Genomic DNA, 14,264 nt, shown 5'->3' with positions numbered 1-14,264 from the left:
TCAGCGGGCGATGGCGACGGCGTCGCGCATCATCCCGGTGCGCGGATGGCAGTTCACGTATTCGTAGACCTGATGCTTCGCGTCGAAGACGGAAACCTCGTGATACAGCCGCAGTTTCGACAACCCGGTGACGACGCGGAAGAAGGTGACGAAGATCCGCAGGTGCGTCGGATGGGATTCGGCCCATCGTTCGAGGCGGTCGAGCGAGCGCCAGTGGCCGATGTTGTAGCTCTCGTCGAGCACGTTGCCGTCGAGATCGATCGAGCGCACGTAGCGGTTGCTGTAGCAGCCGACGTCCGTGCCGTTGTCGCGCAGGAAGTCCATTCCGCTGCGCAGCGTCGGCTCGATCTCCTCGATATACAGCCGGCGCTCGTCGTGTTCGGCCGCGCGCCAGTCCTGGCCGGAGCGAATCAGCGCGATGTTGTCGTGCGCCAGCACGACCACGCGGCCGCCGCGGGCCGGATCGCCCTCGACGATGCGCAACTCGCCGTCCGCGCGCATCCAGTCCGTCTGCGAGATCGGGAACCGGTCGCGCATCGATCCCCAGTAACCGTGCTCCTCGATCTCGCCGCTGACGCCGTCCATGATCGCACCGACGCCGGGGAAATCGTTCGTGAATGCGTAGAGCGTCTCGAACTGCTCGGCGCGCGGCGCGACGATTTCCCGGAAGTAGCCGATGCCGTCCGCGAGGCGCGCGTCGGAGGTCCACCATTCGACGAGTGCCGGCGACGCGATCCAGCGCGCATACGCGGCCGGATCGCGCCAGTAGCCGACGGCGATCAGGTTCTCGTAACCCTGGTCGTCGGTGTGTTGCGTCAGATCGAAGTTGTTCGGGCCGTCCTGCACGCCGAAATCGGCGACGATCCGGCGCAACGCGGCCAGCGCCGCCGCGCGCTTGTCGGCGCCGCTGTATTGCACGCCGAAATAGCCCATCACGACCTGGCTCAGGTCTTCGGCGGCCCGGGCGACGTACATCGGGAACGGCGGCTGGTAGTCATCGGCGACGCGGCGCGACAGCGTCCGCGGGCAGACCAGGTGTTTGTCGATGGCGGATTCCATGCATGACCTCTCTGGAAAGGGAATCGGGTGTCGAGGTATCGACGTTGGGGACACGGAGCGACATGCACCGGGCGTATCCCGGCGCATGCGGCCGGTCAGAAGATGTGCGCGTAGCGCAGGCCCGCGAGCACACTGTTCTTCGGGCCGTTGCGCACGCTCAGGTCGGTGCCGAGCTGGATTTGCACCTGATCGGACTTCGTCACGAATTTCGCCGCGGTGAGCCGCAGGCGCGTCGTGCGAAGCGCGTCGTTGTTGTCCGCACCGTCGACGCTCGTTTCACCGCCCCAGAGCTGGGTGATGCCGACCGCGAGCGACGTGCCCGGATCGGGCATGTAACGCACCATCGCCTGTGCGCTGTAGCTCATCCGCTGATGCAGCGTCGCGCCGCTCGCGCCGTACGACGTGTTGTTGCCGTACCAGATCGCGTCGCCGACGAGATCGAGCGCCCACTGCGGCGAAAAGTGCTTGATGTAGGCCGCCTGGAAATCGAGCGACCAGCGGTTGGCGCCGAGATTGAGACCGCGGTTCTGGTCGTAGCTCCCGGTCGGCGCGTAGACGTAGACCGTCGCGGCGACGACGTCCTTCGCGTCGTTGAGGCGGAATTTCAACGGCGCGGTCAGGATCACGTCGCCGACACCGTTCGTACTGCCAAGCGCGCCGGCGTTGCCAAAGCTGCTGATGTGACCGAACGGCAGCAACACCTGCGGATCGATCGTGAGCCTGTCGGTGAGCTGGAACACGTGCAGCAGGCGGGCGATGCCGACATTCGACTGCAGGTCGAAATCCGACGTCCGGTGGCCGTTCGCGTAGTACGCGTTCGTCGCGGAATAGTTGTAGTACAGCACGCCGATCGTCGCGCCGGCCGGATACTGCTCGTAGTCGCCGGGATCGACCTCGACCGCGCCCGCGTAATGCGATGCGACGGCGATCAGCGACAAACCGATCCAGCGCGCGATTCGCTTCAGTTTCATTCTGTTGACGTTGTCCATCATGCTCCTCACCTGGTTGCGCAGACACCGCCACGCTCGACGCACGACGAACGGGAACCGTCGCCGGATGGTGGAATCGCGGGGGTGCTGGCTGACTGTTGTTCCGCCGGTCCATCGGGGATGCCGGCGATTCGCGACATCGAACGGCCGTCGCTTGAGGATGAGAATAGGAAGGCAAAATCCGCAGTTCTGTTTTCCGGCGGAACAAGAAATTGGCTGTGGCGGACCTGCGCTTCCGATGTCATGCAGCGGTCGCAAAACGTGCGCCGGCTGCCACGGTTTTCGTGTCGGGTGCCCCGCCCATTGCCGCCCATTGCCGCCCATCGCCGTGCATCCGTGCGCGCCGGCCCCACGCCGCGCCACGGGGCCGTCTCAGCATAGTTTCCGATCCGTGCCGGCAAAGAACCGTGCTTTTTCTCTTCTTACCCTGCTCGTCGAGCGTGACCGACACCACGCGGCCACCCCCGCCAGGGCCGTCCCGACGCCGTGGCGGCGGTCAACCCGAACCACCACAAGGAGCCCCCACGATGAGTACGACCCCTTCCGCGGAAACGGTCTCGACGCCCGGCGAACGTGCCTGGGCGCTGTTTCGCGTGATGAAAGAGAAGAACCTGATCCCCGACGGCTATATAGAAGGCCTGACCGAGCTGATGTCCACGACCTGGGATCCGGCCAACGGCGCGCGCATCGTCGCGCGTGCGTGGGTCGACCCGGCGTTTCGCGAACTGCTGCTGAAGGACGGCACGGCCGCATGCGCGCAATTCGGCTACACCGGCCCGCAGGGCGAATACATCGTCGCGCTCGAAGACACGCCCACGCTGAAGAACGTGATCGTCTGCAGCCTGTGCTCATGCACGAACTGGCCGGTCCTCGGGCTGCCGCCCGAGTGGTACAAGGGCTTCGAATATCGTGCGCGACTCGTCCGCGAGGGCCGCACTGTGCTGCGCGAACTCGGCACCGACCTGCCCGACGACGTCGTCGTGAAGGTCTGGGATACGACCGCCGAAACCCGCTATCTCGTGCTGCCCGTGCGGCCGGCCGGCAGCGAGCAGATGAGCGAGGAACAACTGCGCACGCTCGTCACGAAGGACGTGCTGATCGGCGTCGCGCTGCCGCGCGCGCACTGACTCGCCCCCGTTTCGCTTTCGTCCTTCATCTCGGAGATCACATATGGACGGCTTTCACGACCTCGGCGGCTTCCAGGGTTTCGGCCCGGTGCCGCATACGATCAACAGTCTCGGCTACAAGCCGGTCTTCAAGGAAGACTGGGAACATCTCGCGTACAGCCTGATGTTCGTCGGCGTGGACCAACTGAAAAAATTCAGCGTCGACGAGGTACGTCACGCGGTCGAACGCATCGATGTACGCCAGCATGTCGGCACGCGCTACTACGAGCGCTACGTGATCGCGACGGCGACATTGCTCGTCGAAACCGGCGTGCTCACGCAGGATGAACTCGACCGCGCGCTCGGTTCGCATTTCCGGCTCGCCAACCCGCCGACATCCGGCGGACGCGCGGCTCCGCCCGACTCGACGCGGTTCGAGGTCGGCGAGCGTGTCGTCGTTCGCGACGAATACGTCAGCGGACACATCCGCGCGCCGGGCTACGTTCGCGGCAAGGAAGGCGTCGTGCTGCACCGGACGACCGAATCGTGGCCCTTCCCGGACGCGATCGGCCACGGCGACACCGGCGCCGCGCATCAGCCGACCTACCATGTCGAGTTCCGCGTGAAGGATCTGTGGGGCGACGCCGCCGACGACGGCTACGTCGTGGTCGACCTGTTCGAAGGCTACCTGGATCGCGCGTCCGGGCCGAGCGCATGACGACGCCGGGGACGCCAGGCGCGCCGGCCGCCCCGGCCCGAGGATTCCGGTCACCGTGCTGTCCGGCTTCCTCGGCGCCGGGAAAACGACGTTGCTGAACCACATCCTGCGCAATCGCGCAGGACTGAAGGTCGCCGTGATCGTCAACGACATGAGCGAAGTGAACATCGACGCCGACGACGTGCGGCGCAACGTCGAGCTGCATCGAGGCGAGGACGAACTGGTCGAGATGAGCAACGGCTGCATCTGCTGCACGCTGCGCGCCGACCTGCTCGAGCAGATCAGCACGCTCGCGCGGCAGCGCCGCTTCGATTATCTGCTGATCGAATCGACCGGCATCTCGGAGCCGATGCCGGTCGCGGAGACGTTTGCGTTTCTCGATCGGGACGGTTTCAGCCTGAGCGAGCTGGCACGGCTGGACACGCTCGTCACGGTGGTCGACGGCGAGACGTTCGAGGACATGATCGCATCGGCCGAACCGGTCGCGCACGACGCGGCGCTCGCGAACGACGGCCATTCCGGCCCGCCGCGCAAGCTGTCGGACCTGCTGCTCGAGCAAGTCGAATACGCGAACGTGATCCTCGTGAGCCGTCTCGACCGGATCGGCCATGCGGGTTTCGACCGGCTGCGCGCGATGCTTGCGTCGCTGAATCCGGCTGCGCGAATCCTGCCGATGCAGCACGGCAAGGTCGATCCGTCGGACGTGCTGGATACCCGGCGCTTCGATCTGCCGGCGCTGGTCGAATCGCCGGGATGGATGCAGCGCATGCAGATCGACGAACGCCCGTCGGAATCGGATGCGTACGCGATCGCGTCGTGGACCTATCGCGAACGTGCGCCGTTTCATCCGGCGCGCCTGCTCGCCTGGCTGCGTCGTCCGTGGGACAACGGCCGGCTGCTGCGCTGCAAGGGTTATGTCTGGGCTGCGCACCGGTATACCGACATCGCCATGCTGGTGCAGACGGGCGGCGCGTTCCAGTGGGGTTACGTCGGGCGATGGTGGCGATTCATCCCGCAGTCGGACTGGCCGCACGACGACTATCGCCGCGACGGCGTGCTGAAGAAATGGGAGGAGCCGGCAGGGGATTGTCGGCAGGAAATCGTGTTCATCGGGCAGTCGGTCGATCACGACCGGTTGCGTCGCGAACTCGATGCGTGCCTGCTGACGGTCGAGGAAATCGATGCGGGCCCGGAGTCATGGCGGCGCCTTCCGGAAGCTGACGCGTTCGACGCGCTCGCGGCGGCCGCCCGTCCGTGACGTGAGACGCGATGCCTTCGGTTGCAACGCCTGCGTCCAACGACTTTCGAGCACCGGTGAGCGCTATACCCGGTTCGGCGTTACCCGAATTCCGGCAGCGCCGCCGAGGGCAGTTTTCTTCAATACCGGCACGCGCGGCTTCTTTAGTCTCGATGCGACTTTGACATTCGCATGGAGGCAATCAATGAGCATGCTGGTTTCGATGGCCGCGTTCGCGCTGGCGTCCTCGATCACGCCCGGTCCCGTCAACATCGTCGCGCTCAGCGCGGGCGCGCGCCACGGTCTCGGCGCAAGCCTGCGGTATGCGGCCGGCGCGACGCTCGGCTTCGTCGCGCTGTTCCTGCTGATCGGCCTCGGGCTGCACGCCGCGCTCGCGCGCTGGCCGATGCTGACGACGGCCACGCAGTGGTCGGGAATCGCGTTCCTGCTCTACCTGGCGCTGCGGCTCGCGCTCGACGACGGCCGGCTGTCGGCCGACCCGGACGTGGCCGGCCCGTCGGCGGCGGCCGGCGCCGCGATGCAGTGGCTCAATCCGAAGGCATGGCTCGCGTGCGTGGCCGCGATGGGCGCGTACGCGGCCGATGGCGACCGTGCACAGGTCTGGCAATTCGCCGCGCTGTATCTGGTGATCTGCTTCGCGTCGATCGCCTGCTGGGCGTACGCGGGCGCGTCGCTGCGGCACCGGCTCGCGAACGCGCGGCGCATGCGCGTGTTCAACCGGTTGATGGCGCTGCTGCTCGCGGGCAGCGCGCTGTTCCTGCTCGACGTGTAGCCGCGCCGCCGGTCAGCGCATCGCGCTGCGGTACTGTCCGGGCGTCGCGGCCGCGATGCGCCGGAACGCGCGCTGGAAATGGGCCTGGTCGGCAAAACCGGCGTCGAGCGCGACTTCGGCGATCGGCCGGCCGCGGCGCAGCTCGGTACGGCCGTACTGGACACGGCGATCGATCAGGAACGCGTGCGGCGTCATCCCGTAGCGCGCGTTGAACGCGCGGATCAGGTACGACGGCGACAGGTCGGCGGCCGCGCAGATCGCATCGAGCGTCACGCCCTCGCGGCAATGTGCCGCGATGTAGTCGGCCGCGCGCGCGAGCTTGGCGTTGTCGTCGCCCGGCCGCGGGTCGGGCGGCTCGCGATCGAGCGCGCCGTGCAGTTGCGTGAAGAATTCGACCGCCGCGCTTTCCTTGCCGAGCGGATCGCCGGAAGGCGACACGAGCGTGCGATAGAAACCGCCAAATTGCGCGAACAGGTCGCCCCGTTCCGTCAATTTCGGCGAAAACCCGCGAAAATCGCCATTCGGATCACGGCCCAGCGCATGCTGCAGCCGTGTGAGCCACGACACGTCGACATAGAGCATCCGGTACGCCCACGCGTCGGGGCCGTGCGGGTTGCACGCATGCACCTGTTCCGGATCGATGATGACGAGCACGCCGCGCCCGACGTGCGCGTGCGTCGCGCCGTTCACGTAGGTACTCGTGCCGCCGACGATCGCGCCCACCGAAAACGTGTCGTGCGTATGTTTCGCGTAACAGATCTCGCGGCCGTCGTCGACAGTGCGCGCTTCGATGAACGGCAGCGCCGCATCGCGCCAGAACGGCGACGGATCGATGGATCGGTTGGCGGTACGGCTCACGCGGCGGGCTCCCGGTTCGGACGGCGAACGCTCACCGTACAAGACTGTGCGGCGCCGCGCAACCTGCGCCCGCCTGCAGGATTCGCGGCGGCAAACAAAAACGAACGGGCTGCCGTCAAACGTGCATTGTGCCCACGGAAATTCCCGTGGGCACAACCCTGCCTCAGCCGACGCCTCGACACTGACGAAGACACGGCTCCCACATGCCCGCGCTTCGCCCGGTGTCGACACGCATTTCCCGTTGCTCCCGCGCTCGAGTCGAGCGGATGAGGTCAGGCCGGAACGTAGATCTTCGGATCCCACCAGTAGTAGCCGAACAGTTCCTGCTTCTGCCCGCCGACGAGCTTGTAAAGCGCGAAGCAAACGCCGAAATACTCGGTGCCGCTGTTCCTGACCGACGAGTCGAAGGTCGCGAACGTGAGCTGCTTCTGCTTGGCCGGGAGGCCATTTCGGGTATGCGATTCCGGATCGGGTTCCACCGCACCGTTGCGGACGACCGTGTTGCAGTTGAACTGGTTGAACACCTGATCACCCTTGTAGTGCTTGATGTCGTAGATGATCACGGCGTCGTCGGAGTTGTCGTAGATCGACACGCCGGTGAACATGATGCGGTCACGCGGGTAGGCGGTGATTTCCAGGTCGGCCGTACCCTGCCCCTTGATGCCGCGCGCGCCGGTGCAAATCATGAACTGGCCATTGTGAGCGATGCCCGTCGGACTGCCCGGGTTCTGGCTCGGAGTCGGGTACGTTCTCTTGACCCATTCCGTGTCGATAACCACGATGATGTTGATGTCCTGCGCGCTTGATGCAAGGGTGACTTCGGAAGCCATGGTTAACCTCCAATCATTCAACGTTGGTAATTGAAATCCGACGACACGTCATTAGTGCGTCACGATCAATATCCTTATTTTGACCAGAACAATCAATTACAACCAATTACACGATAACGATCATTGCAGCCCACAATCAATAATCCAATTTCCGGTAGCAGGAAAATCACAAAAATCAATTACAGCCAATTACACAAGTCGAAGCGCACCCGCGCGCTGCTCACAAACAATATCGCGCGAACACGTAATGGAAGGATCACACCATCCCCGCCAGCACGTTGATTCCACGACCTCGCCAGAACCACCTCCCGCCCCTAAATAAAATACGCGCTACTAAAATAGATCCCCCATCAAACCTGACAGGTACAAAGATGAATATAAATTGACGATACTGAAAGAGCGCATCGCCGATGCGCCATTCGCACCAAACGGGCAATTGACCTACCACGGAGGCATTCCAATGAAAGTCGACCTGGACAGCATCAACCTGGAAAAGACCGCTCAATTCATTCACATTCTTGCGGTTATCGACACGCATTATGTCAAGGCACATTATCCCAACCCGAGCAGGAACGCATCCGCCCCGACGGCCATCACCAGCAATGCCGCGTTCATGCTCAGCAGCCGCCTGCCGGGCGTGAGCAGTTCGGAAGGAACGGGCACGCTGGGCCTGAAGCTGCAGGTTCACGACAGCGTATCCCTGATGGGGACGTCGCTGTCCGACAACTCGGGCGATGCGGCGGTGATCTACGACGTGCGGCACTTCTCGGGGGATCGGGTCTTCAGCCGGTTTGCCGTGCACAACATCGTCGAGGCCGACGCACCGAGCGCCGCGGAAACGCCCGACGTCATCGCGATCTCGGCGCAATCCCAGGCGTTTCAAAGCCTCAATGCCGTAGCAGGTTCTTCCGGATCCGAGAACCTCGGTGCGTGTTTTGCACTTTATACGCGGGATCAAAACAAGAAGACGTTGTTCGGCTACTTCTTCTGGACCTGGCAAGCCACCGCCAGTTGAGGCAAGCGCCCCGGCCACTCGCTCCGAAGCCGGACGGAGGCGATCCAGCCGGCAAGTCTTGCACGGCGCCTGACCGGGCGCCGCCCCTTTCCGCGACAGAACCCGAATGGAGCACCACGTATGACAGCCGATCTTGGAAGCATCAATCTCGACCCGACCGCGCAGCAAATCGACATCCTGGCCGTAATCGACACGGAATACATCAAGACGAGGTACCCGAATCCGAGCAAGCAGCCCGGGGCACCGACCGCCATCGACCATCGCGCCGTACGCCTGCTTTACACCGGGGCACGCGGTGGGGCGATCGGAAATGGCGCCGCTGAATCACGTCTGACGCTGTTACCGGGCGACACCGTTTCACTCAGGGCGGTGTCCCTCTATGGGAACGCGGACGAGGCCGTGCTCGTTTATCAGGTTTCGCACCTCTTCGGCCAGCAGGTTTTCAACCAGTTCACGCAGGACTTCCTTGAAGTGACGGCCGTGCAGCTGAACCCTGAAACGTCCGACGGCCTGCCGCCGCTGAAGAAGTCGCACACTTTCGTCAGCATCGGTGCCAAGGCACGAACGAGCGGGATAGAAACGCTTGGCGCCTGCTTCGGACTCTATACGCTGGAACGAAGTACACAGGAGCTGGTGGGATACTACTGGTGGGACTGGTTCGTCATGTGCTCGTGATATTTGCCTGCCATTGGCGTGCTTCGCAAAGGCTGCGAGCAAGGGGCACGAGACGGACCGGCGGCATCCGCGACATCCGCCAGCGTCGGCTGTGGCGCCGATCCATCCGCACCGGATGCACACATGCCGCCATCGCAGCCCGCAAACGCGTCATTGGCGGGGTTCCCCGCGGGCGAAGCACGCGCGCGATCCCGGTCTCGCGCTCAGCCAACCTGAGCCGACCGGGATCTCGCGCATCCGCGACTCACGAACGGGCAGCGCTTCACGTCCGCATCCGGAGTGTGTGCGTCAACGCCGCCGCCCCACGGGCGGGATGGCCTGTTGCTCGAAATTCTCCTAAGCTTTGAGTTTCGTCCGCCGCGGCACACGCGGCGGTTCCCGTTCACTCCTCTCTCGTCACGCTCATGCACATCGATCTGAAAGGCAAGACCGCGGTCGTCACCGCTTCCACCGCCGGCATCGGGCTCGCGATCGCCGAAGGGCTCGCGCGCGCCGGTGCGCGCGTCGTCGTCAACGGCCGCAGCGACGCGTCGGTGCAATCGGCGCTCGCGCAACTGCGCGCGGCAGTGCCCGGCGCAAGCTTCGAGGGCGTCGCCGCCGACCTGTCCGACGCAGCCGGCGTCGCGCGCATCACGCAGCACACGCCCGAGGCCGACATCCTCGTCAACAATGCGGGCATCTACGGCCTGAAGGCGTTCTTCGAGATCGACGACGCCGAGTGGGAACATTACTTCCAGATGAACGTGATGTCCGGCGTGCGGCTCGCACGGCATTACCTGAAGGGGATGATCGAACGCAATGCCGGGCGCGTCGTGTTCATTTCGTCGGAATCGGGCCTGAACATCCCGGTCGACATGATTCATTACGGGTTCACGAAAACCGCGCAACTGTCGATCGCGCGCGGCCTCGCGAAGCTCGCGGCCGGCACCAGCGTCACCGTCAATTCGGTGCTGCCGGGGCCGACGATGTCGGACGGCGTGCGCGCGATGCTGAAGGAAACGGCCGACGCATCCGGCCGCAGCGTCGACGACGTGGCCGTGGAGTTCGTGCGCAATCACCGCTCGAGCTCGATCATCCAGCGGCCCGCGACGCCCGAGGAAGTCGCGAACCTGGTGGTCTACGTGTGCTCGCCGCAGGCTTCGGCGACGACCGGCGCCGCGCTGCGTGTCGATGGCGGCGTGGTCGATACGATTGCGTAACGGCCGGCGCCCGCGGGCCGCCGCGCACTAGCGCGAAGCGGCCTTGCCCGGCTGGAGCGCGCCCTTGCGATCGGCGTCCATGCAGGTGTCGAAGCCGTACTGCGTGACGACGCCGGCCTTGTCGAACACGACGAAGTACGTCCGGTGATCGTTGCCGTGCTCGATGAAGTAGTTGTAGCAGACGCCGCTGCCGTTACGGACCATCCAGACGCTGCGCGGGTTGCCGGCCGCGCGGACGACATCGGCGCGCGTCGCGCCGTGCCGCGACGCGGCCCGCGCGAGCGGCGTGCGCGAATACGAGAACGGCAGCCACGCGTCGAACCAGGCGCAACCGTGCAACATCAGGCAGCCTGCGGCCAGAGACAGCATCGCTGCGGGACGGGACATCGGAATCAATCGCATGCTTGGGAAAATCTGCTGCGCCATGCCGGCGTGATCGAAAGCCCCATGCTACTCGACCTTTGGGTCCGGATCGAAAAGAAATGTAGAGATCTTTATACGAATCCCTGCAGGTCATGCCCGCGCGCAAGCCCGGTCGTTGCGGCCCGCGCATGCTTGTACGCGCATCGAACCCGCCGCGCCGATGCGTCAAATCGGCACAACGTCGCGCATCGTCACGCGATCCACTCGGCCCACAGCATCGTCAGCACCGTCATCAGCGCGGGGCCGACGAACAGCCCGATCAGGCCGAACGTCTCGGCGCCGCCGAGGATGCCGAACAGCACCAGCAGGAACGGCAGCCGCGTCGAGCCGCCGATCAGCACCGGCCGCACGAAATGCTCGGCGACGAACACGACGACGAAACCGAGCACGGCCACCACGACGGCCCACACCGTCGCACCCTGCACGAACAACCAGAGCGCCGCGCCGCAGAACACGATCGGCGCGCAGAACGGCAGCATCGCGGCAATCGCCGTGACGAGGCCGAGCAGCGCCGCGTGCGGGACGCCGGCCAACGCATACGCGATGCCGAGCAGCGCACCCTCGCCGAGCCCGACGACGACGAGCCCCGTCACGGTGCCGTACACGGCCTTGACCATCCGGTCGATCAGTTCCGCGCCGTTGTGCCCGAACGCGCGCCGCGCGCCCTGCAGCAATGCGCCCGACAGCTTGTGGCCCGCGCGCAGGATCACGAACAGCGTGACGAGCATGAAGCCGAATTCGAGCAGCACATGCGCGACCTTCGTGCCGAACTGCCGCCCGTACGCGAGGAATTTCTCGCTGCTGACGCCGTGCATCGCGCTGGCCGCATGCAGCGGATGGCCGAGATTGGCCTGCCACCATTCGGTGATCTGCGCCGAGCCGTAAGGCAGCCGGCTGACGACGTCCGGCAACGGAATGCCGCTGTCCTGGACCGACTTCAACCACTCGCGCAGGTCGTGCGCCTGCCCGATCGCCTGGATGGTCGCGACCGCGACCGGCAGCACGACGAGCAACGAGATCGCGGCCGTGATGACGGTCGCGATCAGCGTCGGCCGGTCACGGAACAGCCGATGCGATTCGAAGCGTTTGAGCAGCGGCCACATCGCGATGGCGATCACGCAGGCCCATGCGATGGCGGGAATGAAGTCGCGGATGATCCACAGCGCGAGCACCAGCAGCGCCGCATACAGCACGACGCGGGCAATCTGCTGCGCGCGCGGCCGTGCGGCGGAATCGGGAGACGACGGGACATGTGCGCCCATGGCACCTCTGTCGAAATGAAAAATGGCGGTTCGCGCAGGCAACCGGCCTGCATGAACCGCCATTCTATCCATCGGCGCCGGATCGGCGACGCGCAATATGCGCGCGCCGTGTCGTGAAGGCGGCTCAGGCCGCCTTGTCGGCGATCCGGTAACGCTCGAGCCAGTGCGCGTACGGCGCGGGCAGCGTCCACGACGGACGCTCGACGCCGAGCTGCTTGGCCGCGTAGTACGGCCAGTGCGGATCGGCCAGATGCGCGCGGCCGACCATCACGAGATCGAGCTGCGCGTCGGCCACCACGCGGTTCGCCAGTTGCGGCGTGTCGATCCCCCATGCGGACGACACCGGCAGCCCGACCTCGCGGCGCACGCGCTCGGCGATCGGCGCGAGGAACGCCGGGCCCCATGGAATCTGCGCGGCGGGTGTCGAGAAGCCGACCGACACGCTCAGCATGTCGAGCCCTTCCCGCTTCATCCGCTGCGTGAGCGCGATCGACTCGGCGAGCGTCTCTTCGTCACGGCCGTCGTATTCGATCACGCCAAGGCGCGCGGTCAACGGCAGGTGCTCGGGCCAGACCTTGCGCACGGCCGCGAGCGTGTCGACGAGGAAGCGGCCGCGATTCTCCGCCGAGCCGCCATATTCGTCGGTACGGTGGTTCGAATGCACCGAGAAGAAGCTCTGGCCCAGGTAACCGTGCGCGAAGTGCAGTTCGAGCCACTCGAAGCCGAGATCGCGCGCACGCTTCGCCGATGCGACGAAATCGGCCTGCACGCGGGCGATATCGTCGTGCGTCATTTCACGCGGCACTTTCGGCAGGTGCGCGCCGAACGGCACGGCCGACGGTGCGATGGTCTGCCAGCCGCGCGGATCGCCGTCGGCGATATGGTCGTCGCCTTCCCACGGACGGTTCGCGCTCGCCTTGCGGCCCGCATGCGCGATCTGGATGCCGGGTACCGAGCCGGCCGCCTTGATCGCCGCGACCGACGGCGCGAACGCTTCGGCCTGCGCATCGTTCCACAGCCCCGCGCAGCCCGGCGTGATGCGCCCTTCCGGCGACACGGCCGTCGCCTCCGCGATCACGAGACCCGCGCCGCCGCGCGCGATGCCGGCCAGATGCACGTGATGCCAGTCGTTGACGACGCCGTCTTCGGCGACGTACTGGCACATCGGCGGCACCGCGATACGGTTGCGCAGCGTGACATCCTTGAGTTTGAACGGTTCGAACAGGGCAGACATCCACGACTCCTTTGCTTGGTTCTGCAAAACGACAGGGAACGCGCCGCGCGATGCGCACGGCGGAACGATACGGGCCGTCGGCGGGCCGGCCGTGCCCGGCGACGAAACGGGAACGGCGCCGGACCGGCCGGCGCCATGCGGTCAGCGGCGGCCGAGCTTGGCGAGCAATGCCTCGGCAGCGGGCGCCGACGACGCGGGGTTCTGCCCCGTGATCAGCAGCCCGTCGGTGACGACGTGCGGCGCCCAGTCGGCGCTGCGCTCGAATTCCGCGCCGTTGGTCTTCAGCATGTCCTCGACGAGGAACGGCACGACTTCCGTCAGTTCGACGGCGGCTTCCTCGCTGTTGGTGAAACCCGTCGCGCGCTTGCCGCGCACCACCGATTCGCCGGTCTGCGGGTTCTTCACGTGGCGCAACACGCCCGGCGCGTGGCAGACGGCCGCGACCGGCTTGCCGGCGGCGAGCGCGCGCTCGATCAGGCCGATCGAATGCAGATCCTCGGCGAGATCCCACAGCGGGCCGTGGCCGCCCGGGTAGAACACGGCGTCGTAGTCGTCCACCGACACGTCGGTCAGCTTGTGCGTCGACGCGAGCTGCGCCTTGGCTGCCGCATCGGCGTCGAAGCGGCGCGTGGCGTCGGTCTGCGCGGACGGATCGCTGCTTTTCGGGTCGAGCGGCGGTTGGCCGCCCTTCGGCGATGCGAGCGTCAGTTCGACGCCCGCATCCTTGAACGCGTAGTACGGCGCGGCCAGTTCCTCGAGCCAGAAGCCGGTCTTCTTGCCGGTGTCGCCGAGCGTGTCGTGCGAGGTCAGGACAACCAGAATCTTCATGATCGGACACTCCTTCGAAAATGAACGGGGGAACAGGG

General features: G+C 65.7%; 15 protein-coding genes. 7 read left to right on the top strand and 8 right to left on the bottom strand.

What is annotated here, in order from left to right; genetic code table 11:
• Positions 1-1,059: a phenylacetaldoxime dehydratase family protein gene (locus VXM69_RS08025; protein ID WP_367188379.1), complete on the bottom strand. Its 1,059-nt coding sequence runs from the start codon at positions 1,057-1,059 to the stop codon at positions 1-3.
• 95 nt (positions 1,060-1,154) lie between these two features.
• The gene (locus VXM69_RS08020; protein WP_034191486.1) at positions 1,155-2,051 is read right to left on the bottom strand and encodes a transporter; all 897 of its coding nucleotides are present in this window, start codon (positions 2,049-2,051) and stop codon (positions 1,155-1,157) included.
• Positions 2,052-2,575: 524 nt separating this feature from the next.
• Between VXM69_RS08020 and nthA the strand changes: the two genes are divergently transcribed.
• The 4 genes from nthA (at position 2,576) to VXM69_RS08000 (ending at position 5,902) form a co-directional block, all read left to right on the top strand.
• Complete coding sequence (nthA, locus tag VXM69_RS08015; RefSeq protein WP_034191487.1) at positions 2,576-3,175, top strand: nitrile hydratase subunit alpha; 600 nt, start codon at positions 2,576-2,578, stop codon at positions 3,173-3,175.
• Between the two features lie 43 nt (positions 3,176-3,218).
• Entirely contained in the window at positions 3,219-3,872 is a 654-nt protein-coding gene (gene nthB, locus VXM69_RS08010; RefSeq protein ID WP_034191488.1) for a nitrile hydratase subunit beta, read from the top strand.
• Between the two features lie 55 nt (positions 3,873-3,927).
• Positions 3,928-5,130 (top strand): GTP-binding protein, encoded by a 1,203-nt coding sequence (locus VXM69_RS08005; RefSeq protein ID WP_367188378.1) that lies wholly within the window; start codon positions 3,928-3,930, stop codon positions 5,128-5,130.
• A gap of 184 nt (positions 5,131-5,314) precedes the next feature.
• On the top strand, positions 5,315-5,902 hold the full coding sequence (locus tag VXM69_RS08000; protein WP_049031615.1) for a LysE family translocator: 588 nt from the start codon (positions 5,315-5,317) through the stop codon (positions 5,900-5,902).
• A 12-nt stretch (positions 5,903-5,914) separates the two neighbouring features.
• Here VXM69_RS08000 and VXM69_RS07995 read toward each other — a convergent pair whose 3' ends face one another.
• Both VXM69_RS07995 and VXM69_RS07990 read right to left on the bottom strand, forming a co-directional pair.
• Positions 5,915-6,760, bottom strand: coding sequence for an AraC family transcriptional regulator (locus tag VXM69_RS07995; protein WP_367188377.1), 846 nt, complete (start codon positions 6,758-6,760; stop codon positions 5,915-5,917).
• Between the two features lie 272 nt (positions 6,761-7,032).
• Positions 7,033-7,590 (bottom strand): inclusion body family protein, encoded by a 558-nt coding sequence (locus VXM69_RS07990; RefSeq protein ID WP_034191491.1) that lies wholly within the window; start codon positions 7,588-7,590, stop codon positions 7,033-7,035.
• A gap of 382 nt (positions 7,591-7,972) precedes the next feature.
• Between VXM69_RS07990 and VXM69_RS07985 the strand changes: the two genes are divergently transcribed.
• The 3 genes from VXM69_RS07985 (at position 7,973) to VXM69_RS07975 (ending at position 10,479) form a co-directional block, all read left to right on the top strand.
• A complete protein-coding gene (locus tag VXM69_RS07985) occupies positions 7,973-8,605 on the top strand; it encodes an AidA/PixA family protein (RefSeq protein WP_226227561.1) in 633 nt (210 codons plus the stop codon).
• A 120-nt stretch (positions 8,606-8,725) separates the two neighbouring features.
• Complete coding sequence (locus VXM69_RS07980) at positions 8,726-9,280, top strand: inclusion body family protein (RefSeq protein WP_034191493.1); 555 nt, start codon at positions 8,726-8,728, stop codon at positions 9,278-9,280.
• Positions 9,281-9,684: 404 nt separating this feature from the next.
• Positions 9,685-10,479, top strand: a complete 795-nt coding sequence (locus tag VXM69_RS07975; RefSeq protein WP_049029691.1) for an SDR family NAD(P)-dependent oxidoreductase — start codon at positions 9,685-9,687, stop codon at positions 10,477-10,479.
• 27 nt (positions 10,480-10,506) lie between these two features.
• On the opposite strand, the gene VXM69_RS07970 is transcribed toward VXM69_RS07975, so the two are convergent.
• The 4 genes from VXM69_RS07970 to VXM69_RS07955 all read right to left on the bottom strand — a co-directional run bounded on the left by VXM69_RS07970 (position 10,507) and on the right by VXM69_RS07955 (position 14,226).
• Positions 10,507-10,881, bottom strand: a complete 375-nt coding sequence (locus VXM69_RS07970; protein WP_034191495.1) for a hypothetical protein — start codon at positions 10,879-10,881, stop codon at positions 10,507-10,509.
• Between the two features lie 212 nt (positions 10,882-11,093).
• Positions 11,094-12,164 carry an AI-2E family transporter gene (locus tag VXM69_RS07965; protein WP_034191496.1) on the bottom strand — a complete coding sequence of 357 codons (1,071 nt, stop codon included), beginning with the start codon at positions 12,162-12,164 and terminating at the stop codon, positions 11,094-11,096.
• A gap of 124 nt (positions 12,165-12,288) precedes the next feature.
• Entirely contained in the window at positions 12,289-13,398 is a 1,110-nt protein-coding gene (locus VXM69_RS07960) for an NADH:flavin oxidoreductase/NADH oxidase (RefSeq protein WP_124608385.1), read from the bottom strand.
• A gap of 141 nt (positions 13,399-13,539) precedes the next feature.
• Positions 13,540-14,226 (bottom strand): type 1 glutamine amidotransferase domain-containing protein, encoded by a 687-nt coding sequence (locus VXM69_RS07955; RefSeq protein WP_059556477.1) that lies wholly within the window; start codon positions 14,224-14,226, stop codon positions 13,540-13,542.
• Positions 14,227-14,264: the final 38 nt, after the last annotated feature.

Source organism: Burkholderia sp. Ed8 (assembly GCF_040761425.1).
GTDB classification, from domain to species: Bacteria; Pseudomonadota; Gammaproteobacteria; order Burkholderiales; family Burkholderiaceae; genus Burkholderia; species Burkholderia seminalis.
This window is presented reverse-complemented; position numbering and strand designations above follow the sequence as displayed.